This window comes from Mycolicibacter senuensis, assembly GCF_003284925.1.
Classification (GTDB): domain Bacteria; phylum Actinomycetota; class Actinomycetes; order Mycobacteriales; family Mycobacteriaceae; genus Mycobacterium; species Mycobacterium algericum_A.
In genome coordinates this window covers 163,906-187,171 of sequence record NZ_QMEX01000001.1, presented here as the reverse complement: position 1 = coordinate 187,171, position 23,266 = coordinate 163,906, and the positions used below count along the sequence as shown (strand labels likewise).

36 protein-coding genes and 1 pseudogene are annotated in these 23,266 nt (G+C 65.0%); 7 read left to right on the top strand and 30 right to left on the bottom strand.

Going from position 1 to position 23,266, the window contains the following annotated elements; all coding sequences use genetic code 11:
• Nucleotides 1-63: 63 nt before the first annotated feature.
• Nucleotides 64-1,980, top strand: a complete 1,917-nt coding sequence (locus DQP56_RS25500; RefSeq protein WP_085266093.1) for a serine/threonine-protein kinase — start codon at nt 64-66, stop codon at nt 1,978-1,980.
• A 128-nt stretch (nt 1,981-2,108) separates the two neighbouring features.
• On the opposite strand, the gene DQP56_RS01045 is transcribed toward DQP56_RS25500, so the two are convergent.
• From DQP56_RS01045 to DQP56_RS00965, 17 genes are all read right to left on the bottom strand, one after another.
• Nucleotides 2,109-2,429 (bottom strand): hypothetical protein, encoded by a 321-nt coding sequence (locus DQP56_RS01045; RefSeq protein ID WP_085266094.1) that lies wholly within the window; start codon nt 2,427-2,429, stop codon nt 2,109-2,111.
• Between the two features lie 53 nt (nt 2,430-2,482).
• Nucleotides 2,483-2,770, bottom strand: coding sequence for a hypothetical protein (locus DQP56_RS01040; protein WP_085266095.1), 288 nt, complete (start codon nt 2,768-2,770; stop codon nt 2,483-2,485).
• Nucleotides 2,767-2,913: a hypothetical protein gene (locus DQP56_RS24560; protein WP_165759258.1), complete on the bottom strand. Its 147-nt coding sequence runs from the start codon at nt 2,911-2,913 to the stop codon at nt 2,767-2,769. The genes DQP56_RS01040 and DQP56_RS24560 overlap by 4 nt, the downstream gene beginning before the upstream one ends.
• Before the next feature lie 67 nt (nt 2,914-2,980).
• Nucleotides 2,981-3,136, bottom strand: a complete 156-nt coding sequence (locus DQP56_RS24555) for a hypothetical protein (RefSeq protein WP_165824847.1) — start codon at nt 3,134-3,136, stop codon at nt 2,981-2,983.
• Nucleotides 3,137-3,463: 327 nt separating this feature from the next.
• Nucleotides 3,464-3,826 carry a hypothetical protein gene (locus DQP56_RS01035; RefSeq protein WP_085266098.1) on the bottom strand — a complete coding sequence of 121 codons (363 nt, stop codon included), beginning with the start codon at nt 3,824-3,826 and terminating at the stop codon, nt 3,464-3,466.
• Nucleotides 3,827-4,423: 597 nt separating this feature from the next.
• The gene (locus DQP56_RS01030; protein ID WP_085266099.1) at nt 4,424-4,675 is read right to left on the bottom strand and encodes a hypothetical protein; all 252 of its coding nucleotides are present in this window, start codon (nt 4,673-4,675) and stop codon (nt 4,424-4,426) included.
• A gap of 74 nt (nt 4,676-4,749) precedes the next feature.
• The gene (locus DQP56_RS01025) at nt 4,750-5,037 is read right to left on the bottom strand and encodes a hypothetical protein (RefSeq protein ID WP_085266100.1); all 288 of its coding nucleotides are present in this window, start codon (nt 5,035-5,037) and stop codon (nt 4,750-4,752) included.
• A gap of 316 nt (nt 5,038-5,353) precedes the next feature.
• Nucleotides 5,354-5,785 (bottom strand): hypothetical protein, encoded by a 432-nt coding sequence (locus DQP56_RS01020; protein ID WP_085266101.1) that lies wholly within the window; start codon nt 5,783-5,785, stop codon nt 5,354-5,356.
• Between the two features lie 184 nt (nt 5,786-5,969).
• Nucleotides 5,970-6,677 carry a DUF6884 domain-containing protein gene (locus tag DQP56_RS01015; protein ID WP_112683170.1) on the bottom strand — a complete coding sequence of 236 codons (708 nt, stop codon included), beginning with the start codon at nt 6,675-6,677 and terminating at the stop codon, nt 5,970-5,972.
• Between the two features lie 154 nt (nt 6,678-6,831).
• A complete protein-coding gene (locus DQP56_RS01010) occupies nt 6,832-7,056 on the bottom strand; it encodes a hypothetical protein (RefSeq protein ID WP_085266103.1) in 225 nt (74 codons plus the stop codon).
• Nucleotides 7,056-7,319 (bottom strand): hypothetical protein, encoded by a 264-nt coding sequence (locus DQP56_RS01005; protein WP_085266104.1) that lies wholly within the window; start codon nt 7,317-7,319, stop codon nt 7,056-7,058. The genes DQP56_RS01010 and DQP56_RS01005 overlap by 1 nt, the downstream gene beginning before the upstream one ends.
• Nucleotides 7,316-7,510: a hypothetical protein gene (locus DQP56_RS01000; protein ID WP_085266105.1), complete on the bottom strand. Its 195-nt coding sequence runs from the start codon at nt 7,508-7,510 to the stop codon at nt 7,316-7,318. Before DQP56_RS01000 ends, DQP56_RS01005 begins: the two co-directional genes overlap by 4 nt.
• Nucleotides 7,511-7,592: 82 nt before the next feature.
• Nucleotides 7,593-7,811: a hypothetical protein gene (locus DQP56_RS00995; protein ID WP_085266106.1), complete on the bottom strand. Its 219-nt coding sequence runs from the start codon at nt 7,809-7,811 to the stop codon at nt 7,593-7,595.
• Nucleotides 7,812-7,894: 83 nt separating this feature from the next.
• The gene (locus DQP56_RS25495; protein ID WP_272937819.1) at nt 7,895-8,023 is read right to left on the bottom strand and encodes a hypothetical protein; all 129 of its coding nucleotides are present in this window, start codon (nt 8,021-8,023) and stop codon (nt 7,895-7,897) included.
• A gap of 472 nt (nt 8,024-8,495) precedes the next feature.
• The gene (locus tag DQP56_RS00980; protein WP_112683169.1) at nt 8,496-8,876 is read right to left on the bottom strand and encodes a hypothetical protein; all 381 of its coding nucleotides are present in this window, start codon (nt 8,874-8,876) and stop codon (nt 8,496-8,498) included.
• A gap of 146 nt (nt 8,877-9,022) precedes the next feature.
• Nucleotides 9,023-9,232 carry a hypothetical protein gene (locus tag DQP56_RS00975; protein ID WP_085266110.1) on the bottom strand — a complete coding sequence of 70 codons (210 nt, stop codon included), beginning with the start codon at nt 9,230-9,232 and terminating at the stop codon, nt 9,023-9,025.
• 660 nt (nt 9,233-9,892) lie between these two features.
• Nucleotides 9,893-10,177 carry a hypothetical protein gene (locus DQP56_RS00965; RefSeq protein ID WP_085266112.1) on the bottom strand — a complete coding sequence of 95 codons (285 nt, stop codon included), beginning with the start codon at nt 10,175-10,177 and terminating at the stop codon, nt 9,893-9,895.
• Between the two features lie 243 nt (nt 10,178-10,420).
• On the opposite strand from DQP56_RS00965, the gene DQP56_RS00960 reads away from it, so the two are divergent.
• The 4 genes from DQP56_RS00960 (at nt 10,421) to DQP56_RS24370 (ending at nt 13,387) form a co-directional block, all read left to right on the top strand.
• A complete protein-coding gene (locus DQP56_RS00960) occupies nt 10,421-10,663 on the top strand; it encodes a hypothetical protein (RefSeq protein ID WP_133258868.1) in 243 nt (80 codons plus the stop codon).
• Between the two features lie 59 nt (nt 10,664-10,722).
• On the top strand, nt 10,723-10,950 hold the full coding sequence (locus DQP56_RS00955; protein WP_085266114.1) for a hypothetical protein: 228 nt from the start codon (nt 10,723-10,725) through the stop codon (nt 10,948-10,950).
• Between the two features lie 193 nt (nt 10,951-11,143).
• Nucleotides 11,144-12,856 (top strand): serine/threonine-protein kinase PknH/PknJ, encoded by a 1,713-nt coding sequence (locus DQP56_RS00950; RefSeq protein WP_109561489.1) that lies wholly within the window; start codon nt 11,144-11,146, stop codon nt 12,854-12,856.
• A gap of 51 nt (nt 12,857-12,907) precedes the next feature.
• Complete coding sequence (locus DQP56_RS24370; RefSeq protein ID WP_133055967.1) at nt 12,908-13,387, top strand: nuclear transport factor 2 family protein; 480 nt, start codon at nt 12,908-12,910, stop codon at nt 13,385-13,387.
• Between the two features lie 115 nt (nt 13,388-13,502).
• On the opposite strand, the pseudogene dprA reads toward DQP56_RS24370, so the two are convergent.
• Nucleotides 13,503-14,405 (bottom strand): annotated as a pseudogene (dprA, locus tag DQP56_RS00940) (DNA-processing protein DprA); the annotation flags it as partial.
• 388 nt (nt 14,406-14,793) lie between these two features.
• Here dprA and DQP56_RS00935 point away from each other — a divergent pair.
• On the top strand, nt 14,794-15,069 hold the full coding sequence (locus DQP56_RS00935) for a hypothetical protein (protein ID WP_085266117.1): 276 nt from the start codon (nt 14,794-14,796) through the stop codon (nt 15,067-15,069).
• A gap of 96 nt (nt 15,070-15,165) precedes the next feature.
• Here the strand turns inward: DQP56_RS00935 and DQP56_RS00930 are convergent, their stop codons facing one another.
• From DQP56_RS00930 to DQP56_RS00875, 11 genes are all read right to left on the bottom strand, one after another.
• Nucleotides 15,166-15,489 (bottom strand): hypothetical protein, encoded by a 324-nt coding sequence (locus tag DQP56_RS00930; RefSeq protein ID WP_085266118.1) that lies wholly within the window; start codon nt 15,487-15,489, stop codon nt 15,166-15,168.
• Between the two features lie 396 nt (nt 15,490-15,885).
• Entirely contained in the window at nt 15,886-17,139 is a 1,254-nt protein-coding gene (locus DQP56_RS00925) for an RNA-guided endonuclease InsQ/TnpB family protein (protein ID WP_085266119.1), read from the bottom strand.
• A gap of 7 nt (nt 17,140-17,146) precedes the next feature.
• Nucleotides 17,147-17,545, bottom strand: coding sequence for an IS200/IS605 family transposase (gene tnpA / locus DQP56_RS00920; RefSeq protein WP_085266199.1), 399 nt, complete (start codon nt 17,543-17,545; stop codon nt 17,147-17,149).
• 91 nt (nt 17,546-17,636) lie between these two features.
• Nucleotides 17,637-18,035: a hypothetical protein gene (locus DQP56_RS00915; RefSeq protein WP_085266120.1), complete on the bottom strand. Its 399-nt coding sequence runs from the start codon at nt 18,033-18,035 to the stop codon at nt 17,637-17,639.
• 124 nt (nt 18,036-18,159) lie between these two features.
• On the bottom strand, nt 18,160-18,501 hold the full coding sequence (locus DQP56_RS00910) for a helix-turn-helix domain-containing protein (protein WP_085266121.1): 342 nt from the start codon (nt 18,499-18,501) through the stop codon (nt 18,160-18,162).
• Between the two features lie 149 nt (nt 18,502-18,650).
• The gene (locus DQP56_RS00905) at nt 18,651-18,860 is read right to left on the bottom strand and encodes a hypothetical protein (protein WP_085266122.1); all 210 of its coding nucleotides are present in this window, start codon (nt 18,858-18,860) and stop codon (nt 18,651-18,653) included.
• The gene (locus tag DQP56_RS00900; protein ID WP_085266123.1) at nt 18,857-19,054 is read right to left on the bottom strand and encodes a hypothetical protein; all 198 of its coding nucleotides are present in this window, start codon (nt 19,052-19,054) and stop codon (nt 18,857-18,859) included. Before DQP56_RS00900 ends, DQP56_RS00905 begins: the two co-directional genes overlap by 4 nt.
• A 457-nt stretch (nt 19,055-19,511) precedes the next feature.
• Nucleotides 19,512-20,336, bottom strand: coding sequence for a DNA adenine methylase (locus DQP56_RS00890; protein ID WP_234812333.1), 825 nt, complete (start codon nt 20,334-20,336; stop codon nt 19,512-19,514).
• Between the two features lie 40 nt (nt 20,337-20,376).
• Nucleotides 20,377-20,604: a hypothetical protein gene (locus DQP56_RS00885; protein WP_085266125.1), complete on the bottom strand. Its 228-nt coding sequence runs from the start codon at nt 20,602-20,604 to the stop codon at nt 20,377-20,379.
• A gap of 11 nt (nt 20,605-20,615) precedes the next feature.
• Nucleotides 20,616-20,858: a hypothetical protein gene (locus DQP56_RS24550; RefSeq protein ID WP_085266126.1), complete on the bottom strand. Its 243-nt coding sequence runs from the start codon at nt 20,856-20,858 to the stop codon at nt 20,616-20,618.
• Between the two features lie 92 nt (nt 20,859-20,950).
• Entirely contained in the window at nt 20,951-21,520 is a 570-nt protein-coding gene (locus DQP56_RS00875; RefSeq protein ID WP_085266127.1) for a hypothetical protein, read from the bottom strand.
• Between the two features lie 260 nt (nt 21,521-21,780).
• Between DQP56_RS00875 and DQP56_RS00870 the strand changes: the two genes are divergently transcribed.
• On the top strand, nt 21,781-22,719 hold the full coding sequence (locus tag DQP56_RS00870) for an Imm63 family immunity protein (protein WP_085266128.1): 939 nt from the start codon (nt 21,781-21,783) through the stop codon (nt 22,717-22,719).
• Here DQP56_RS00870 and DQP56_RS00865 read toward each other — a convergent pair.
• Nucleotides 22,692-23,264: a hypothetical protein gene (locus tag DQP56_RS00865; RefSeq protein ID WP_133055970.1), complete on the bottom strand. Its 573-nt coding sequence runs from the start codon at nt 23,262-23,264 to the stop codon at nt 22,692-22,694. The genes DQP56_RS00870 and DQP56_RS00865 overlap by 28 nt on opposite strands.
• Between the last annotated feature and the right edge of the window lie 2 nt (nt 23,265-23,266).

The following is a 23,266-nucleotide window of genomic DNA, read 5'->3' as shown; positions in this document are numbered from 1 at the left end:
CGTCCGCAGATCCCGTCGGCGCTGCTTTATGATCCGTTCGAGTCGTAATTGAGGTGGTGATCGGTGGCGTCGGCGGGGTCGCGGGTCGGTTCACGGATCGGGCCGTACAGGCTGACCCGACTACTGGGCAGCGGCGGGTTCGGCGAGGTCTACGCCGCTCACGACACCGACAAAGACCGCATGGTCGCCCTGAAACTCATGACCGCCGCCTACTCCGCCGACCCGGTCTTTCGCCAACGCCTGTTCCGCGAAGCCAGCACTGCCGGACGCCTCAACGAACCCCACGTCGTACCCATCCACTCCTACGGCGAAATCGACGGCCAGCTCTACATCGACATGCGCCTCGTCGACGGCACCGACCTGCAAAAGGTCCTCGCCCACACCGGCCCCCTCGACCCCAACCGGGCCGTGCGGATCATCCGCCAAATCGCCTCAGCACTCGACGCCGCCCACGCCGCCACCCTGGTGCACCGCGACGTCAAACCTGCCAACATCCTGCTCACCGGCGACGACTTCGCCTACCTCGCCGACTTCGGCCTGGCCAACGCCGCTACCGACACCAAACTCACCAACACCGGCACCACCATCGGCACCATGGCCTACCTCGCTCCCGAACGCTTCACCCACCTCAGCAACCCCGACCATCGAGCCGACATCTACGCCCTGACCTGCGTGCTCTACGAATGCCTCACCGGCACACCTCCCTACCAAGCCACCGACCTACCCGGCCTCATGGGAGCACACCTAAGCGCCCCCATCCCCCAACCCAGCAAACACCGACCCGGCATACCCGCAGCCCTCGATGGCGTCATTTCCATCGGCATGGCCAAAGAACCCATCAACCGCTACCCCACCGCCGGCGCACTGGCCACCGCCGCCCGTTACGCACTGGCCGCACCCAACCTCAACCCCCACCAGGCCAACACACAAGCCGCCCCACTGCACGGCGACCTCCACCAGGCCACCACCCACGCCGTGCCATCCGACGGCAGCATCCAGACCTATTGGCCCACACCACCACCAACCCGACGCCCCAGCCGGCGCGCCCTCATCACCACCGCCATCACCGCCATCACCGCCATCACAGCCATCACCGCAACCGTCACACTGACCCACCGACCCGCCCACACCAAAAACGCGACACACACCCAAACCCAGCAATCCAGCCCCCACCAGCCGGCGACAACAGCGCAACCAACACAGCTGCCATTCACGTTCCTCACCCTGCTCGGCTTGACTGCGGACGAGGACGGCAACGTCTACACCGTCGGCAGCCCCTGGAACACCATCACGGTGATGAAACTGGCGGCCGGGTCCACCACACCCACCGAACTACCGTTTCCAGACCTTGGGAGCGCCTCAGACATCACGGTCGATACGTCCGGCTCCGTTTACGTCACCGATTTCAAAAACAAACGGGTGCGTAAGCTCTCTGCGGGGTCGAACTCTCCTATCGACCTGCCATTCTCCGATCTGGTGAGTCCGCAGGGTGTGGCGGTAGACGCAGCGGGCAACGTATACGTCAGCGACCAGGTCGAGTATGGCAACAACAGCATCTGGAGACTCGCTGCCGGATCGGATTCTCCCACCCGGCTGCCGTACTCCGTGCACTACGGTTCCGCGCACTTAGCGACGGACTCAGCGGGCAATCTATATATATGTGAGACGGGCCGGGTTACGCGGTTGGCGCCGGATTCCGGCAAGGAAACCCGACTGCCGTTCACTGATCTCAAGCGACCGGAAAGCGTCGCTATCGACAGTGCCGACAACATTTACGTGGCGGACGCGGGCGACAACAGCGTAGTGATGTTGCCGGTCGGCTCCACGAGACCGGTTGAGGTACCGGTCACCGGCCTCAAGTCCCCATCGAAAATTGCGGTCGATGCGGCAGCCAACATCTACGTCGCCGACAATGGCCAGGTTCGCAACAGCGATGGCTACGAGGGCATCGGCCGTGTCCTGAAACTCGCCGCGCAGTAACCCGTCCAACGATAGGAGCCGACCACCAGCGTTAGACGGGAAGTGGCAACGACCTCAAGGGAACCGGTGGATGCCCTCTCGCTGGGTCTGGCGACCGAGGGTGTACGTGCCGCCGGCGAGTCTCCCGATCACCGCCCGTGGGATCTGCCCCGATTGTGGAGTGGCACAGCGCTATTCGGCGGCGCCGAGATCCGGGTGATCGTGTAGCCGGATGGCAGTGTGAAGTTCATCTGTGTGGTTCCGAACTCGACCCGGCCGGCGTGCGATGTGCTCGGCTTTGCTGGGCCATTGACATGCGCGTGTTCGACTGCAGCGGCGCGCCGGGCGGCCTCAAGGTCGATGTCGTACATGCCGTTCCAATCCCACGGCAAGCTGTCCGGATCGTCGAGCAGCGGAGTGATGTCGATGACGTCGCCGGCACGGAGTTGTTCGACGGGTACTTGTTCCATGCTGAGCTCCGATCTCTGGTGCGGTTGACGGGAAAGCGAGGAAGCGGGCACGTTCATTGTTTCACCGGTTCGATGATGTGTGGCGCCATGTGATACCAGTGCCCATCATCGCCGCGGCAGTACAGTTCGTCCGGGTCGATCCGCCAGCTTTCCTGCTCATATGCGGTCAGCAGCTCCTCGCGGCGCTCCTGGTAGGGCGGATAGGGTTCGGCGGTCCCGTAGTGCCACCGGATCGTCCCATCGAGGTTGGTGGCCGGGCTGAGAATCCCGCCGGGAGTCTGGTGGTAGCGCACCCGATCGCCGCGTTGTACGGCGCTGCCGTCTGTGTAGTGGGCGATCATCCGCGGATCGCTTCGTTGACGATGGTGTCGATGGCATCTGGGATGCTGGAGAAGGGAATCGCCTCGGCGAGCCGTTCGTATTCCTCGTCGGTCAGCGGTGTGCCACCGGACCATTCACTGGCTTGTTCGCGCGAGATCAGCATGGCGGTGTTCCTTCCTTGTGGTGCAGTCGGCACCGACGGTTTCGGATCGGCGTAGGACGGTTGGCGGTTAGTACCGGTCTCGGTAGTTGATATTCATGAAGTGCACGACTCGGACCCCGTCGGGGTCCTGGGTGATCTTGGCCGGGGTCCGCTCAGCGTTGTCCGTGACCTCGGTGACCAGAATGGGCTCCACCGCCTCGAACCGGTCCCGGTCGCGATCCATCACGGTCCGATATCGTCCGGTCACCGGAATCCAGCCGCCTGCACCCTGTTCGGGAAGTGGAGACTCCAGCTCCAGCCCCCGCTCTGATAACCATCGGTAGAGCTCATCGGCTGTCCTGAACGCGGTGTGGGCCGTCTCTCGCGCCCGAAGCGTGTACCAGTAGCCGCAGGTGCGTTCGTGCGTGTCAGGCGTAAGCGACACAACATACATGCGGTCGAACTCCTGGACATACGCGTTTTCCATAGACGGTTCCCCTCCTTGCGATTGCCTCTACGTTCTTGTGCGGCAGCGTCAGTCCGACTCTTGACACTCGCACGGTCGGGCCGGTCAGCCAGCCTTCGTCTGGATTCCCAAGACCCAGTGCTCGTCGACAGCTGCGACACCGACGATCACCGTGTTCACGCGGCCGGCGGCCAGGTCGTCGAGGTGGCCGGCGAAGTTCCCGTGCTGCGGCCGGACATACGCCGCGTGGTAGCGGTACGCCGTCCAGGGCCCGGCAGTGAAGCTGTCCATGCCATGTTCGCCGACATGGCCGGGCACTTCGAAACTCGATCCGATGTCGGAGACGTAGAGACCCTCGGAGCTGGTATTGATGTCGAATCCGTCTGCGTTGCGGGTGATTTCGATATCCATATCGTCGAGGTGCATATCGCAGATGCGGTCGACGACCTGTTGGTAGCTCAGGGTCATGGCGTACCGCCCCGGCTGCCGGGTGCGGGGCGAACAGCACCTCGGGGCCGGCGCCCACCAAAGCGTAGGCCGCCTCGACCTGAGCGCGAACGATCGTCCGCCGTTTGCCCGCGCCGGCCGGCCCATGGCTCGCGGCCAGCGCCCATGATCACACCAGCTGGACCCCTCGGTGGGTCAACCACGGCCGGAGCATCCGTGCGGGCATCGCCGCGCGTTCTGCCGAAGTCCCCTCCCGGCCGGTATCCTACTGACCGCGGCGCGATCCAGTCTCGTTTCGCAGTTCGCTTCTGCTGCCCAGCTATTCGCATGCAGGTTCCCCTCCCCCGTGGAGCGCTCAGTCACCATCGTTGCACCCACGCACTGCGCAACTGAGCAGCAAAACCGCCCAACCCCTACTGATTCAGTGGCGGCCTTTATCGGTGTGGGTCCGGCGAGGCGACGGCCAGATGTATCGGTCGGTCACGCCCGACTGTCGATGTGGGCGCGCACCTCCCAAGCAAGGCGATCGCCGCGGCCCTGAGGCGCCTATCGGCGGGGCTGCATTCGCCTGCGGCCGCCAATGTTTGCGCAGACGGAGCGACCGCAGGGCCGCTCTGTTTAGCCGTCGCCGACGTGGCTACTCTCGTAGCCCTCCATGTCACCGACTTCGTCGTCGTAGTTGGACGGGTTGTCGCGCCAGTCGTCGCGCAGCCGCTGGCCGAGGGCGTTGTACTGCGCGTCGCACTTCGTGCATGAGACGTCACCCTGGCCGGGATAGTGTTGGACCTCGGCACCGCAGCGTGAACAGTCCCAGGCATAGACACGGCGCCCGTAGCCGTATTCATCGGCAATTTCACGGATTTCGGGCATATTTCAGTTCCTTCCACTGCTCGTGGGCCAGCAGCCCGGGGCACGCTGGGGGTTTACTTCGCCCAACGTCGTGGTCAGGGGTAAAACGGGTCTGCGTACTCACCGATGAGCCTTTCGAGAGGAAAGCCGTCATATGCGACGTAGAGCGTGCCGGCGACGATCTGCCACTCACCTCCCAGGTATTCATCCAGGATGATGTTGCGGGAGGCGTCCAGTGCATCGCTGGGCTGCGCCGGCGAGATACCGCGGTCACTCGCGCCAGCGGCCATCGCCTTCTGCACTCGTGCCAGGTAGTCGACGGTGCTGTCCGCCCCGGCTGCGATGATCTTGCCGAACCCCCACACGTCATAGACGGTCGCCACAGTTACTCCCCCCGAATCGACGATCCCGAATTCTGTCGATCGCATTCACGCGATCGGACACCCCGCAGCCCACCGCTCGACCCGGCTCCCCTCTCGGCCGGCACGCCGAGAGGGTGGCCTGGCGCGAGTCCGCGTATCCGCGCTCGATTGCGCACCTTCTCGCCACGCGCCCGCGTAGATCGCCACATCCCCCTCGTGCTGCCGATCAGCAATCGCTGGTGCATTCATGCCAACCATCACATCGCAGGGCACCTACGAGAATCGTTTTGCGACACGCCAACCCCCCTCCTTTCAAAGAGGTCGACCTGCGGTATCGCTAGCAGCTGTCAATTCCGGTGGTAATCGTGTGCACACCTGCAGCGTCATAGTTGTGATGCTCGTTGCCACCCAGTGCGGCAAGCGCCTGTGCGACCAGCTGGGGCAGCATTGTTGCCGATGCCGTCTGATGCCTAACGCTGGCCAGGATCGTCTGTCCATCGACCCAATCTGGGTGCGCTGGATCGCTCGGATACAGGCTGACGTTGTAGCCGATGGCGATACCCTCGGATTCAAGTTGCCGCCGACGCTCAAGACCCATCAACCCGGCATCCCAGTCTGTGATCCACAGCCACACACCACCTTCGAGACGTGCCTCAGCAATCAGGCATCCGCCACCGGAGTCGAACACCTCGAACTTGATCCCGTATGACCTGGCAATGCTCGCGAGCAGGTCGGCGTATCCGAGGTTGTACGGGTCACGCACTGTCATGTTCTTTTCCTCTAACTCCGCCGGCTTCCAGCCCTATTCACTTGCCAACGCTATGTGCCGGCCGCAACCAATTCCGGCTGCAACATTCGGCCGGCGTCATTCGTCGGTGAGTCACGCCCTGGTTGGCGCTCCCTCTGCCCCGCTCCGAAGAGGACTAGCTCTCGCTGAAGCGTGGCCTGGTCTTTCAGCTCGCCAGCAGCGACGACAGCACCGCCCGTTGGTATCCGATGCCCGCCGCCCCGCGGTAGAGGTCGACCAGCTCGATCCCCAGGCCCTGCAGCCCCAGCAGCTCGACGGCGCTGCGCATGGCCGCCAAGTACCGGCTGGGCAGCAGCGCCTCGACCGTCCGCACATGTTGCACTGCTAGTTGCGAGGCCAGCCATGCCGCATCGATTGCACCAGCTTGGCCCATCGCAACGTCATAGGGGCTGATCACCCGGTTGAGGTTCAACAGCCCATATTTGGCAGACAGAATCATGACGCGCCCGCCCACGATGCGCGCCCGGGCTTCAGCCGCGCGCAGAGTGAGGCGGAAGTGGTCACTGTCGTAAATCGTGCGTGCTCGTTCACTTCTGGCTAGCTTGCGGGCCGCGCAGGGCACGAGGACCAGCGTCGCAGGCAGCGGGTCGTGATCCGCCGGGCCGCTGATCCAGCCCAGCACAGTGGCGAGCTTGTCACCTCCACTGCCGCCTACGGTTTCGCAGGGGGTGGGGTCATCGATATATCCGGTCCCGAAACCCAGTGGGTAGAACAGCGCGCACTGGACGGTCTTGCCGGCGCCGCTGTAACCGATGATCAGTCGTTCATCACCCCGACCGAGGACGTTGTCGTGGATCTTGTGGGCGACTGGGCTCCATCCGTGGAGACGGGCCGCATCGTTCACTGCGATCACTGCCGAGCAAGTACCCATCAGGAATTCCCCTTCCCGGGCTCGTGCGCCCGGCTGCGGACCGGGGCGGTAGTTGACGTTACGGACACTAGACGCCGGTACCGACAACATCGGCCATCGCCAGGCGGCAGGCCCGGATCCCTCCCCTTGCTCCGCTTCAGATTCCGGGGCCCGCGGGCCCTGGGCAGTCGCTGTAGCTGTCGAGGGGGTCGGTCGGCAGCAGCTGGCACACCGAGCACGTCGTGGTGCCGGTGAACCAACCTTGTTGCCAGGTGTGCGGGCGCGTTTGGGTCGCCTTGGCCGCCTCGATCTCCATGCACCACTGGCAACTGGTCCCGCCATCGATGGCACGGTTGCCACATTCGCAGTTCACCGCCGACATCAGACCGGCTCCTCAATCCACTCTCGGGCCTTAACAAGCCCCAGGGGCCCGTGGGCGATCACCTGATCCTCATTGCCGTAGTTCTTTGCGATGTACTTCGCGGTGTTCTCCGCCGTCCAGATGATGATCACCTGCGCGCCGAAGCGCTCGAAGGTTACGAGCGTCTCGCCACCCGGGCCGTGAACACCGTGCTCGGGCACGCTCACGCTCCACCCGTTTCTGGCTGCCACCTCGGCCATCACGGCGCGTCCGTTGTAGCTCACGTTCGTACTCCCCTCTCGGCCTGATCAGCGGCCTGTCGAAGCCCAACGGCGATAACTGGATGGCCGTCGGCGTCCAGGCCGCTGGCGGCAGAGCGCGCCTGCTGCGGGGTCAGGCACACGTCGACGCTGGTCCCGAGGATTGCGTCGGGACCACGAATGATGACCTCGCCCACGCCGATGTCGATGATCACCGCAGCGCCTCACGATCAACGTCGTTCAGTGACGTTGTCCGCCGGCGCCGTCCGGCCCCCCGGCCGCGGGGATCGTCGCTGATCATTGACCGACGAGATCCGGCAGGCCAAATTGCTTGCGCACGGCCGGGTCTGTGATGTCGTCGGTGGTCGCCCAGGTGCCGTCGAGGTATCGGTGCGTCGCGTTGGCCGGGGCGCCGTCTTCGCGGGCCTGCTCGATCTGGTCGTCGATGTAATACTGGAATGACCCCATCCGTTGTCCCCACAGTCGGATGTACGGGTAGTCGTCTGTGCCGCTCATGGCGTTCCCCCTCGGTTTGTCGGACATGAACCGCGTTCTGTTCCAGTTGCTTTGGTGCTGCTGCGCTGATGATCGCCTGCTTGTCAGAGCATGCCGGCGATGCGCATGTTGTTTCGGATGACCCGCAACAACGGCATGTGGTAACCCTCGCAGTCGATCAGAAGTTCCCCGCCACACGCCCACGTGTGCTCGGCCACTTGCTGTTCGGTCATCTCCGACCTCAGGAGGCCGCATTCGGGTGATTGCCCGACGGTGGCGACAGCACGTGTCGCAGCGTCCTCCCACTCGCTGATCGGGTGGTGCAACGCGTGGTCGAGAACCCTGTCGAGGTCCTGAGCCGCTACCGGCGGAAGCCCAATGCTGTCGCCATCACCTCGACTGCAGGTCTCGGCCACATCGATGGGGTACATCGATCGCCACGTGACTTTTCTCATCGAAGGCCCCGCGTCATATTGACTGCGCCACCCCTGAGGCGTTCCGGGATAACCCCAAGTATCGGCTCGTCGGGGAATGCGTCCAGGTGTTGCTCCCGGGCGTGTTCTTCGTCGTCGGCCATCCATCCGCGCGTTCCCAGATCCGATGTGACCAAATAGTTCTCGAACATGCGCTTCCTCATCTCTCGGGGGCCGCGATCCTCTTTGTCGTCACGAATGCCAAGGCGCTGTGAACTGACCACTCTGGGTTTCACGCCGACGTCCGGACAGCGGCGCCACCATCCCAAAAGTCCCTGACACCGGCAGCAAACGCCGAGCGGTAGTCCTGAGCGTCGAGGCCACCGAACCGATCCGGTACGTCACAGGCGATTTCGGTTTCGCGTGTGGCCTGCTGGTAGGCATGGAAGTAGAGCGCGCTCTCAAATCCACGCGAGTGACCCAGCTCGTAGGCCTCCGAACTGATCCACATGGTGTCTGCGGTGATGTCGGCCACGGTGGCTGCGGTATCGGTGTGTACGACTTCGGCATTGCCGCCGGCGAAGCGCAATTGATCGGCCACCTTCACGCAGTGATGCGGATCGTTGGTGATCGAGCCGATCCCGCCAGATGCCCGTACCGCGTATGTCCTCATGACTTCCCCCCATATTCCGGCTCGGCGTAGTGGCCCCGGTCGCTGCGATCTGGCGCCCCCTCGTCTAGGTGGACGAACCCGCCGTACTCGGGGTCCTCGCCAACAGGTGCTCCGCATTTCCGGCAAAACTCTTGCATGCCAACGCCCTACCTCAGCGACGCCAGCAACTCGGCCGTCGCGTTGGCCAGCGCCCCGGCAGCATGGGTATCGGCAGCACCGTTGGCCCACATGCCCGCGTTGAGGGCGTTGAGGGCGTCGGTGAGATTTCGCACCTGATGCGGCTCAACGCTCCAGAACTGCGCGTGCGGTTGCCATGCCTGGGACTTGCTGATCTGCTCAGCGGTGAAGATCGGCACACCATCCCCCTGACTCGCCAGGCAACCAGTTTCAGCGGCCTGATTCGATCATGGCCCAGCACGCCCGCCCGTTTTGGGCCACGACACGCACACCCCTCTACTTCCGGGGAAGCCACACCCAGCCTTGGGGAATCGGTCGGTCAGCAACTAGCCCTGGCGGGGCGCAGTGGCCCTAACGCGGACGTGGGAGAAGCGGTGGGGCGCTCACGATGCCGACTCCGCCGTGGTACCCGAGACGATGAACTCGGCCGGGCCGTCGATGTCGGCGATATACGCGCGCCGCTCGTCCTGGTCCTGCAGCCACTCATTGAATCAGGTTGGCGATCAGGTTCACGTCCATTGCTTCCTCCGTTGGGTGGTGAGGCTGAAGGTTCAGATGATGCTGGAGACGACAGGCTCCATGCCCTTGTCGAGCGGCGAGCTCCGACTCCGAACGCACGCAGCTCGATCAGGATCCGTGGTACTGCGCGGCCTGCCCGCACGCCTGGCACGATTCGCCACCGGAGACGAGTTGCGGTACGGCCTGTTCGTGGATCGTGCACGGCCCGTCGGCGAGATGCGCACGCAGTCGCTCCTCGAAACGCTCAACCGTGGCGCCATCTGTTGTAGGTGCACCGCCCCGGTGCATACCGCAGTCGTAATGCAACAAATCACCTGATGTCATCGCCGCGCCCCCATTTCGGCACGCTCATCAGTGGGGTCTTCCTCCGACACGATCAAGGCGGCCACTGGGGCACCTTCGGCGTTGAACACGTTCCAGATGTGGTTACCGTCATCGCCGTCACTCGGCAGTTCAGCGGAGTGGATGCGGTCTTTAGGCCGAACGAAGTGGATGCGGTCTTCGCCGGCCTTGTAGGCGTCCTCGACACCGAGGTGCCCGAACGACTCCCACAACGGGGGATCATCCGACTGTGGGAACGCGATGATCGTGGCCGAATAGCTCACCGGCCTTCACCACCATTCCCCTTGCTCCTGACCATGTTTCCCCCAAAGCACTCCGCCCCACTGCAACCCAGTGGCTAATTCGACAGTAAGACGCTTGCTGGTTCATTACCTGTCTGCAACACGCACCTAGGCAAGTTCTGGGCCCGTTCGAGTGGCGATGTCCGGAATCGGCGTACCGGCCCAGAACAATCGCCACTGTGACGACATTCGCCGCGAGACACACCGATCAGGAAGGAGCGGCCCGTGAGGATGACCGTGGAATTCACTAGCGTCTACCCCGACGGCGAGCACGTGCGCACCGCGGTGCTCGACGTCGAGAACCCCGGCGTGACCGAAGACGAGCTGTACGACTGGGCTGGTGACAATCTGCAACCGCACACCGGCGACGGGAAGCACACCAGCGGTGACGCGGGGTACTTCGCCGAGATTCGCGACTGCGCCGATCGCCCCGATCTGGTTGGCCGCGAGTTCAGTTGGGGAGTGTGACCCGTGTCCACGACGTTCATCCCTGGCCTGTTGACTGCCTGCCTGATTGGAGAGTTCTGATGGCGCGTCAGCGGACACGCTTCGAGTTGTGCGATGTACACCGCGGGTGGGACAGCGACGGCCGCTACCGGCTTGCCGAGATCTTCTGCGAGGGCGGCCCCGCCTCCGGCCCACCGTGCTCGCCGCAACCTTGCCGCGCGTTCCCTGGAACCGACTTCTTCAACTCCTCCGTCACCGACGACGACGCCGCCGAGTGGGTTCGCAACTGGGCCGTGAACACCCGGTAGCACCCCCCCAGCACCGCGCGCCGGCTACCTACTCAGGCCGCACCGACTCACGGTCGTGGCAACCCGAGTCCCGCCGAGTTCTCGGGGCGCATCCGCCCACCATGGCTCAACTACCTCGGGATCTTCCGGATCTCCTGGCATCGACTGGGTAGCCTTTTCCCTGCAATGCGGCGTATGCGTGCAGGCAGCGCCCATGACCGACAAGGTAGCGATGTTCAACCCTGGCCAAATCGTCGCCGGCTACCGCATTGAGCGCCTACTCGGCGCCGGCGGCATGGGAACCGTATACCTTGCAGCCAACCCCACACTGCCCCGCCGCGACGCACTGAAAGTCCTTTCCGCCGAGCTGTCACGCAACCCCGACTTCAGAGCCCGCTTCACTCGCGAAGCCGAAGTCGCCGCAAGCCTGGATCACCCCAACATCGTCTCGGTCTACAACCGCGGGCAGACCACAGACGGCCAGCTGTGGATCGCCATGCAATTCGTCAACGGCACCGACGCTGAGGCCGCCCAGCAACACGGCACGATGACACCGCAACGCGCCGTGCACATCATCACCGACGTCGCCAAAGCCCTCGACTACGCCCACGCCCGCGGCGTCATACATCGCGACATCAAACCGGCCAACTTCCTGCTTTCAGGCACGAACGGCCCAGACGAGCGCGCCCTCCTGGCCGACTTCGGCATCGCAAGAGCCCTCGACGACGTCGGCCTCACCGCGACCGGGTCGGTCTTAGCGACTGTCGCCTACGCCGCCCCAGAAGTCCTATCCGGCGCACAACTCGACGGCCGTGCAGACCTCTACTCATTGGGCTGCGCCCTGTTCGCTTTGCTGACTGGCCGGCCACCGTTCTCGTCGGCCAACGGAATGGCCGCGGTGATGATGGCCCACCTCAATCAGCCCCCACCCAGAGTCACTGATTACGTGCCCCACCTGCCGCCGGCGCTCGACGCTGTCATCGCCACCGCCATGGCCAAGGATCCCGGCGGACGCTTCAGCTCAGCGAGCGCGCTGGCTCAGGCCGCACACGCGGCTCTTGCTTCCAACCAGTCGCCTGCCGGCCGGCACTATGACCTTCCCCGGCCCGCGTTGCACCCACCGCCTGCGCAGCTACCCGACACGAAACGACGCCCTCCGCGGCGGACGTGGCTGCTGGCCGCCAGCGCAGCCACAGTCGTACTGTTGGCGGGTTCGATCACCGCGGTCACCGTGACCGGCCGCGACCACCGCACCGCGCCAACCGCCGCCATCTCATCGCAGATACCGGCACAATCCACGATTTCTTCGCGAGACGAAGCTCCCGCCGCCCCACTGGGGCCACCGTCGAACGACGTGCAGCCAGCCGCGTTGCGAGAGATCTTGCTGACCGCCGATCAACTCAACCGCATCACCGCGCACGAGGTGGTACTGGAACAAGAGTTCGGGACCTTCCTTGACGACTCCACCATCGCCGAGCCAGCTAGCTGCCTCGGCACCTGGGCTCCCGCCCAACAGCGCGGCTATGCCGGCTATGGGACGACCGGCGTTGCCGTGCAGTTCCTTCGCGCCATGAACCGCAGGATCACCGAAGATGGCGTGGTCCAGGCGGTTGTGTCGTTCCCCGATCACATGGCCGCGGTGGAGTCACTCCAGCAGCAGGAGCGCCAGTGGCATGCCTGCGCTAACCGGTCAATCACCTTCTCTGCCTCCGCCGGCGGCCCTCAGACCTGGGAATTCGACCAAGCCCAGGTTCTCGACGACACCGTGACCTCCGCCGCCAGACTCAGTGATGGCACCGCCGTCTGCCAGCACGGCATCAACGTGCGCGGCAACGTCCTCATCGATATCCGCCAATGCCTGCCCCCAGGCGGCAACGACATATCCGCGCTGGTTACAGCCACAGGTGACCGCGTACCCCGTCAGTAGCACAGCCAGTCGTAGCATGAACTGCTACCACCACCAGGAGGTCCACTCGAGATGACCATCCGCCGGCACATCAGTATCGGGCCTCTTGTGGTCACAGCCATGCTGATCACGTCCTGCAGCCCGTCGGTGACGGCTGGACATCCAGTCACCGAACACACTTCTACCCCGGCACCAATTGCCGCACCACCGGCGCCGCCACCGGCCCCCGGACCGCCGCCCCCACCGTCTGACGAGGATCAGATCCGGCAAACCGTGCAGGCGTTCCAGGACGCCTACAACACGCAGAACTGGGACCTCTACAAGCAGCAGATGTGCCCAGCGATGCGCAATCAGTTCACCGACGGACCGGTCATGGACATACTGAAGAAGACCCGCGCCGACAGTGGAATGACCAGAGCCAAAGTGGGCGCGGTGCAGATCGACGGAGACACCGCGACGGTGATCCTGGAGTCGCAGAACGAGGCAGCAGGCAATCTTGCCCCAACCCTCCCCTTGCAGCGCACCGACGGCTGGAAAATCTGCGTCCAGTAACCGCCCGCACACAGCCAGCACCAACCCGACCCTCAACGGGCCGCGACCCCCGCCGACATTGAGCCGGCGAGGGCCACAATCCGCAACGCAGCTACCCGGACGTCGGGCCGCCCGGCCCCAAGAGGTCCAGGACGTCACGCGGTCCAGCAGCCAACAAGACCCCGTCGCGCAGCAGCGCATGGCAGCCCGCCGAGGCCGCACTGGTGACCGGCCCGGGAACCGCCGCCACCGGCCGCCCCAACTGACGGGCCCAGCATGCCGTGTTCAGGGCGCCACTGCGAGCTCCGGCCTCCACTACCACCGTTGCGGACGACAGCGCCGCCACCAGCCGACCGCGGGCCGCAAACCGATAGCGCGTTGGCCGAACGCCGGGAGCAAACTCGGTCACCAGCAGGCCCCGATCACCGATTCGGTTCAGCAGCGCTGCATGGCCGGCGGGATACGCCACGTCGACACCGCCGGCCAGCACCGCTACCGCGGTCCCGTCGGCCGCCAGCGCTGCCCGGTGCGCCGCACCGTCGATACCGTAGGCCCCGCCGGCCACCACGGCCACGCCGGCGCCGGTCAGGCCACCGGCCATATCCGCGGCAAGATGCTCGCCATAGCTTGTCGCAGCGCGAGTTCCGACAACCGCGACTGCCCGGCGGGTGATCTCATCGACGCGGGCGGGCCCGATCGCCCACAACGCCAGCGGTGGGACCCACTGCACACCAGTCTCACCCGGCTCCCCGTCGAGCACCGCGAACGCCTGCGACGGCCATTCGTCGTCATCCCTGACGATCAGTCGGCCACCGCAACGCTCGAGTGCCGCCAAATCTTCGGCTGCGTGATCGGTATGCCGCCGCGCATCAGTTGCGGCGGCCAGGCCCTCGGTGATCTCACCCTTGCGGACTCGCTCGGCTGCTTCCACCGGACCCACGCGACGCGCCAATTCCACCAGCTCCGAGCACGGACCGTCGCTCACCCGAGACAGATATGCCCAGGCCCGCAACACAATATCGTCAATACTCACTTCCATCGCCCCTTCCCGGGCTCACACCTCGGCTACCGACCGAGGTGACCATTTTCTTCAGTGTGCCGGACCTGCCCAAAAGGGGCCTTGTCCGACACCACAGAACCTACAACCGCCCACTGACAACCCCCACCCTGGCGCAACCCACGGCTGTTCGGCAAGCCCGCCAAACACTGGCGCTATCACGCGCCCGGCCCCCGATAGTTGCGGCCTCACCGCCGACACGGCCCCGCAACCCCGGCGCCGATAGCGGTGCTGCCCTTGGCGTTTTCCTGCCACCAACTACTCACCTGGCGTGTTGTCCTGAATACAGCCCGACCAGACGCTCGGGCAGATTCGCAACCAGCCCAATCTATTTGGGTTGGCTCGCCACGATAGGAACAGAGACCACACGATGCCCCGCGCCGACGCCGCAAGTGATCACGCCGAAACCAGCCCCACCGAAGCAGACTTCCAACACCCGAACGAAACCCTGATCTCATTCCAAGACAGCCACACCGACGAATTTGGGCAGCGGCGCTTCTTCGCCTTCTGGATCGCCCACAACATCGGACCCCACCTCAACGAGCACGGTGTGCGGGGGCAGGTGTTCTTCACCAACATCGACACCTTCATCGCCCGCGCATCCCAGGAGGGCCCCGTGCGGATCTTCGCCGACCCCGCTACCTAGGCTTGACCACCATTGCGCCTTTGGGTGAGCGCTTCATGTGCGCACGTCCGGGCCAACGGTGAGCGGTGCCTGGCCCGCTAGCCGTGCGCCGGCGAGTTACTGGACTCCCAGTCCGGCCGCGTCGATGCGGCGACGGATCTCGCCCAAGTTGACGCTGTCTTCGCCCAGCATCGCCCACGTCTGCCATCCGTCCAGCGCCGCCTCGACGGCGTCGAACTGCACCTCGGGCCTGCTGATGGCCAGCTTGCTGCCGTTATCTACCCGTCCTGCCGAGGCAACGACAGCGACAAGCTGGCCGGTGCCGTCGAAGGGCTGGTGAGCCCCCGGTGCGGACCAGTTGCGTTCGAACCGCAGTTGGCGAGGTATGCCATCTGCGGGGTCGATGAAGTCGTAGGCAAGCCCAAAGTCGATATCGGCCATAGTGAAAGTCCTCCCATCCAAGTCTCAACCGTGTGGGCGCGCCGCCCCTGGACCCGAACCGCTCTCGCGGCCAAGCAGGGTTCGGGGCAGCCGGCGGCCCGTCTGCTAACATCGCCGATCCAGTCCGCCAGCGTGGTGATGTTGTCGCGAAGGCGAAGAACCGCAGCGAACCATGGTCCCACGACACGACCAGCGGCGATCGCGTTTGGTTGCGCTTCGATCGTCTCGGCCAGATCCCGCACTTGCCCTTCCTACCTGTGTGACGCCGCAGCGGCGGCTTCGTAGAGGACGTGGGCGACCCCTGCCGGTGCGCGGTCAGCGTGCCACTCCGCCCAGTACCGAAGCTCCACGGCTTGACGTCCTCCCCACGGCTGAAGCCGGGGGATTCCAACCTGGTCATGCTGCAGGTGCAGCATTTCGGGGTTGGAGCAGTAATTCCTCGCGGTTTCCTGCTGGTTCCTGCTTCAACGGCCCCACCACGCCCGCGGGTGTGGTGGGTTCTCGGCAGGCGGTGACCGCAAGCCCTGCGGCCAGGATGTTGACGGCGGCGTTGACGTCCGCGTGCACCGGCCCGTAGTGGCAGCTGGTGCACCGGAATACCGCTTGGCTCTCACGGGATTTCGGGTCCACCTGCCCACAGGCTGAGCAGCGTTGCGACGTATACGCCGCCGGCACTTTCACCACCAGCGTCCCGGTATACCGGGACGCTGATTGCAGTGCCAGGCTGAACTGATGCCACCCCTTGCCGAGGATGGCACGGTTGAGCCCGGACTTGGCCGCCACATTGCGTCCGGGCTGATTGAGGGTTCCTTTCGCCGATCTCGTCATCTGCTTCGTTTTGAGGTCTTCCACGGCCACCAGCGCATTGCCGACGGTCAGCCGGTGCGCACTCTGGGCGCAGAAATCCGTGCGGCGGTGACGCTCCCGCGCCCGCAACCCCGTCAGCGCGGCGCGGGCCTTGTCCCGGTTACGACCCCGCTTAGCGCTGCGAGACAGGCGCCGCTGCAGCACCAGCGCCCGGCGGCGTTCCCCGGCGGTAACGAATTCCCGGTCCAACAGCTGCCCGTCGCTAGTTGCTACTGCCACCACCACCCCGCGGTCCACGCCCACCGCAGTCCCCGGCACCGAGTGCGCAGACGGGGCCTGGCGGCCGTCATCCACCAGGAACGACACAAACCAGGCCCCACCGTCCCGGCTGATGGTTGCCGACCGGATCACCTCACCGTCCAGGAAGCGGGACATGCGGAACTTCACCCACCCCAGCTTCGGCAACTTCACCCGCCCATGCCGACGGTTCAGCTTCTCGACGACCATCTTGGAGCCCTCAGGGAATCGGAACGCCGGCGACCACCAGCGCCCCGAACGCCACCGCACCTTCCAAGTGCCGTGTGTACGGCACGCCTTGTCCAAATCCATCAACGTCTGCTGCAGACAATGCCCCGGAACGTCTTTGAGCCACGGATGCTCGGTCTTGGCCTCGGCAAGCTCGCGGGCCTGCGGCCCGTAATTCATCCACGCCCCACCGCGTCGGTATTCACGACGTTGCTCCAAGCCGGTGTTCCACACCGCCCGACACACCGACCCGATCCGTTCAGCGAACATCTCCTGCTCGCCGGTGAACTCGACTCGAAACCGCCTACCCGTCAACATGGCCGGCTCACCGGTCCTTCTGCGACTCGACGTAGCGCTTGATCACCGACAACGGCGCACCACCGACCGTTGCCACGAAATACGAGTTCGTCCACAACGACGGCAGCCGCGACTTCAACCACGGAAACTCCTCGCGCAGCACCCGCGATGAACGACCCTTGATGGCCTTCACCAGCTTGTGCACCCCGAACTGCGGATCCACCTCCACCAACAGATGCACGTGATCTGGCATGGTCTCGCACTCGATCAACCACGCCCCCTTCTCGGTGATCACCTCGCCGATGATCTCTTTGAGCCGGGTCTCCATTCGCCCGCCGATCACCTTCCGCCGGTACTTCGGGCACCACACCACGTGATACGCGCACTGGAACGCGATATTCGCATTCGTCCGCAACGTAACACCCACACCCGACAACACTAGACAGCTCGCAGCTATCTACTATGCTCAACACGCCGAACAACCCGAGCCGTGCCACCACAAACTCGACCTGACGCGCTCACCCCCACCAGCTAAAGCCGGGGGTCCGCCGCGCTACGTTCCTTCCGATCGCCGCGGCGGCCTCCGGCCACGCCGTCCATGCGGAGGAGACGTTCAGCACGGCGGGCGATTGCCTCAGGTGCGCAACGATCTCCATGGCGGCGTCGATGGCCTGGTCACTGTCGACACCGGTGGTAGCGGTGACGACAAGTACCAGCTGTTGGTCGCTGTGACCGAACGTGTCCATCAACAGCCGACTTGCCCGCGACGACTCCGAGGCCGGGTCGTAGAAGCCGCCCGCTGAAAGGCTCTCGGCCACCGGCAGCCCAAGGAGCGTCGCACCTATCACGAACAGCACCGCGATCCCGATGATCCGCCGAGGCGCAGCCAGAGCCAGCATCGCTAGCTTTTGCAGCACGCTGTTGGTCCTTTCAGAGGGGTGCTTGCGAGGCCTGCCTGGCCGCCGTCACGGTCGACGTTTCGCAGGGTGGGGATTCGGCGGCAGCTTGCAATGGCTTTGCTCCGCAAGCGATTCCAATCGGTCATGCGGGTATCGCTCCGACGCCCGGGAGCCGGGAGGGGGTGGGTGCGGCATCGATCGCCTGCCAGAATCGTCGCACTCGTCCAGCGAAGGTGTCCTTCGAGACGCCGAGCAGCGCGCCGGCCTGGCGGTAGGTGAGGCTGCGATGGTCGCGGCGCACCTCGGCCGCGGCCCGCAGGGGCTGAGCTACTCCGTAGGCCGTCAAGTCGCCGAGGGCCGCAATCCTTTCGGCCTCGCGGTCGGCGGCCCGTTGCGCCCGTGACTCATTCTGCGCAACCAGGCTCGCCAACGAATTGCGTTGGCCTGCACCGGTCTCTACGACAGCATTCGACAACGGCGTCATCCCCTTTAACCCCTCATCAATCAGCTCAGCACACCGGAATCCGTAACTTTGTCTGCAAAACGCGCGACCACGGCCGAATCGGTCGAGCCGAGACTGATATCGGTAAACACCACCGCGCGGGGTCCGGTGTGCGCGGGAACGCGACTGGCCTATCCGCGGTTCTTGTCGCCGCACTGGTCGCAGGAGCCCGCGGTCACGTAGTGCAGCCCGTCTCGGCTCTGCGGGCAAGGCCAGTCCGCACCCGCCAGGTAGCCCTCCCACACATGGATGAAGTGGCCGACGTCATCACCCTCGTATGCCTCATAGGCTTCGACGAACTGGTAGAGAGTGACCTTGTTGTCGCCTTGACCGGCCGTCATTGCGGCACCACCACATCGGCGATCTGCCCGTCGTTGAGATGCACCGTGATCCGGGTTCCGGCCGGTGCGTCGATCTCGACGTTGATGCCGGCGTGACAGCTGCCGTGGTGCGCGTACACCTGGACCTCGTCGACGAGATCCGCGCGCCCTTCCTCGCTTGGATCCGGTGGTAGCGCGTTGCCATTCCAGCCCATACCCGTCCCCCTTCGTCTGTGACTCGTGTTCGACGCTAGGGCGCGCGGCCAATCACGATCGGCGGCGACACGAAGGATCCCGGACTACTGCGCTGGATCAGCGGGCGAACAACAGGTTCCCCCGAGTCTTGCCAACCTCGAAGACCCGCCCTCATGCCGGGAGTTCCAGCTGCACGACTCCTTCGTTGCGGGTTGTCACCTGCGCGGTCGGCCGTTCTTTTGCACGGGCGGTTCTGCGGCTTCCACGGGTGCGGGGCAGTCCGGGTGGTGCCCTTGGGTTTCTGGGTGCCAACCGCAGTCCGGGCACCGATGGATGGCGATGAGGTGGCGGCGTGGATAGGGCAGCCACAGCTTCGTCGCCCCCGTCGAGCGTGCGCTGTGAGTCGGGGTGCGCCGGCTCGCTGTTGTGGGCGTCATCGTCACCTGCTCCTCTGGTCGTAGGCATCGACGCGGGGCGTCATGAGACGCCGCCGGCTAGATCGAAAAGGCTTGGCTCACTGATCGCCCGGTTGGACCAGATGACTTCCGTCCGGACTCGCTGCGTCCCGCTTTGTCCGGTGGCCGACTGAAATTCGATCCGGTCCCAGTCGGCCAACGCGCGGTCGTACAGGTCGCTGGCGTAGCCGCTGAGCACCACTGCCGCGCGGGCCGCACGCAATGCGTCCAGCAGTTCCGCGTGTTGCGCTGCAGAACCCATCTCCACGCTGTAGTTGCGAGTACGGGTGCTTCCGAGGTAAGGCGGGTCCACGTACAGGCATGCAGTTTCCACGGCTCCGTACATGTGGACCACCTCGATGCCGGGCCGGCACTCCAGGCTGACGTGGTGCAGTCGCTCAGCGGCGGCTGCCATCCGGTCGACGTAGGCGTCCAGGTAGTCCGGCATCGACATCGATGTACCGGCTGGGGCGATGTAGTAGCGCCAGCCGGTCTTGCGCAGCGTGCCGGTGCGGCCCTGGCTGATTCGTACCCAGGTGCAGCGCGCACGCTCGAGGTCATTGGGTCCCGGGCCCTCGTAGGCGTGGTCGTGTTCTAGTCGCGAGTGTGGGGTCAGGGCGCAGATGCGCACGAGTTCTTCTGGGCGCTCGCGCAGCATCCGCCAGAAGTTCATCAGGTCGCCATCGAGGTCGTTGACGGTCTCTAAGCGGCTGGGGCGCTTGGCAAGCAGAACCGACATGGAGCCGGTGAACGGCTCGACGTAGTGCTGGTGGGCGGGCAGCAGGGCGACGATCCGGTCGGCCAGTCGTGTCTTGCCGCCGTAGTAGGCCATCGGTGGGGCGGTCATGTTGCCTCACTGAGGTGATCGCCGGCGATGAGTGGGTGCGTCATGCACCGAGCTTCGAGAGGATCTCGGTGGCGATGCGCACCAGCTGGTCACGTTCACCGACGAGGACGCTTTCGGGGCCATTGATTCCAATGCCGATGACGTGGCGGCCGCCGACGCCGATGACCCCGTAGCCGAGGGTGTCCTCGGTGTAGTCCGGATCATCGGGGGTGATGACACTGACGAAGGTGGAGTCGGTGACATCAACCTGTGTTGGGCAGTGAGCCATGGCGTCGTCTTCTAGCTGAGGGCGCCGAGTAGGTCACCGGCCGCGGCGGCCAGACTGGCGTTGATGCCGTCGCCGGGTTGCTCGTCCTGGCGAGAGATGTTGCGGTCGTGCAGCGCAGCGGCGAGGCGTTCCACTTTGTCGCGGTCCACATGCCAAAAGTGGGCGCCGACGGGCCATCCGGTCCCGTCGACAATCTGCGCTCGGCTGTACAGACCCATCGCCAATCCCCCGGTTTCGAACGTGGTGTTCTCCACGTCGATGGTGTCTTAGCCGGTTCCCCCGCTCATGGCTGCGACACGCCAGGTGGGGTACTTCCGCCCGGAAATGGGCACCGGGCGTGGTGGGTTCAGCGTTTGACGTCGGGACGGCGGCCCTGCTTGGCGGCCTCGATCACCCGCAGGCGGGACTCTTCGGGGACCTCGGTGTCTCGTCGCTGCGCAATGAGTTCCGGTGACAGGCCGAGTGCGCCCAGCAGTCCGAGGAGCTGCTGCTGGGTCAGGACGCCTTCGTTGAATTCGTCGATGGCGATGGCAAGCGCTTCGATCGTCGCGCGCGCACCGGGCGGGTAGTCGGCGTACTCGTTGCCGGCCCACGACAGTGGTTCCTTGATCTCGCGGTGGACGCGGTTGATCGCGCCTTCGACGTCGCGGGAAAAGAAGGTGATGGTCCGGCGGTCGTCGTCATCGAGACCGGTCGCCTCCAGGGCCTCCAACGCCTCGTCGAGCCAGGTCTGCAAGAGCGCCAGCACACGGGAGCGCTGCCGGCGGTCGAGGAATGCCACCGACCGCCACAGTGCCCGAAACTGGGCGGTGTAGCGGCGATCGTTTTGCCGGGCCGGCACCAGGTGCGCCCGCAGGATCGCGGCCAGAGCCGCTGGAGACCGTCCGAACTGCTCGGCGACCCACTCGGGTGTCACTCGGGCAGGAAGCCGGCTCTCTGCCTCCGATACGGGGTCCCACGGGTACACCGCAGCCACACTACGGGCCGCCGTAAGCGCAGCACTAGTCATGCCACCATTGTGCGTGATCAACGACCCCGTTTCAGGGCGGCGACACCGCGGTCACCGCAGATGCGGACCCAAGTTCGGTCCAGACACGCGAGACAGTGCCCCGATTGCAGACCGGGGTGTGCCCTACCGTTAACTTGCATCAAGCGAAGTTTAGAGAAGGGGTCAAAGTGCAGTTCGTCATTCGTGAACTCGCCGACGGGCCAGCAGATCTGCGGGACCAGCTCCCAGTCACCCTGAGCGCGCTGAACCCACTGTCGTCCTCGACCAGCCGCCAGCAGTTCTGGTGCGCCCAGCTCGAGCACCCGGTGAAGTATCGCTTCTCCGCGCAGAACCGGCCCGATGGCATGGATCCGGAGTTCGTCGACGAGGACCATGCGGGCACGTTCCTCTGGGTCTATGTCCTGGTACTCACCAATCAGAGCTCAGCGGACCTGCAGGCGGGGATGCGCGCGATCACCGCCGACGTCGGCTACGTCACCGATCTCTCGCTGGGCTCCGACACCTCGTTTGACGGCGACAAGGTCCGCTGGGTCGCCGAGGCACAGGTTGACGTCGAGGCCGGCCCCGACTCGGCGCCGGCCCCGCCAACGGACACCACGGGTTCGGGGGCCACCGGAACCCTCGGGACCTATGTCGACAGCCACGTGCAGCTCTACCTCACCCAGCTCGCCGCCCTCGCGGGTACGCAGTTCAGCGATGACATCCCGCGGGCGGTCCAGATCTCCGAGGGGCAAGATCCGCCGGCAGGTCGGCCGGCGTACGTCGTCGCCGGAACCCAGCTGCGCTATCACACGCTTTCAGCCACGACCAACAGTTGGGGCTGGCGAACAACCGACGACCCCGATCGGCTCGTGTACTGGATCCTCGACGACATCGTGCGTTCCTTGGCGTACCGGTGGGCGACCACCGCGCCGGCGGCGACGCTGCTGGACGAGCAGGGCATCAACACTCTGCTGTGGATTCCGTATTGGCTCACTCTGCTCGCAGCACTGAACCCCCAGTGGCGTAGTACCACTGAAGCCGCGATCAGCGAATGGTCGCGCCTACCGCAACTCATAGCCGGGCACGCGCCTGTAGCTCAGGTGACCGGTGAGAGCGGGCCGTAGACCTTCATCTGCTCCGGCGCAGAGGGCACGGTGGCCGCTGCAATCCCCGCAGCGATCGTCGCGTGGCTGGCGTCGAACGCAGCCCTGATCTCCCTAATGCGCGCTTGGGCGAGTTGGACCAGCGCGGTCTTTACCCCTGCCAGCTGCTGCTGCGTCCAGGTCTCCTCAGCGGCGCATCGCTCTGAGTCGGCGTAGGCGCGGTGGTAGTCGGTCGTGGTGGTGTTCATCGCGTTCTTGGCTTCCACGATGTTGATGCTGCCCAGCTCCAGCCAGCCGGCGATGTTGGTGTGGCGCGTCTCGTCGTCGGTGTGGGCCCGGTGCCTATCGACCAGCACAGCCCCCAAGGCGCTGCCGGCTTCACCGCGGAATTCCGGGTGCGTGTAGGACGCCGCCGTGTGGGTGTGGTCGGCGGCCGCGCACATGGCGTGCGCGCAGGACCTTTGGGTAGCGGCCTCGCGTGCGTACGCGGTCTCATCGGGCTGGGGCCAGTGGTCTCCGATGATCAATGCTGTCTCCGGCAAATCGACCGGTTCGAGTGCTCCCACGG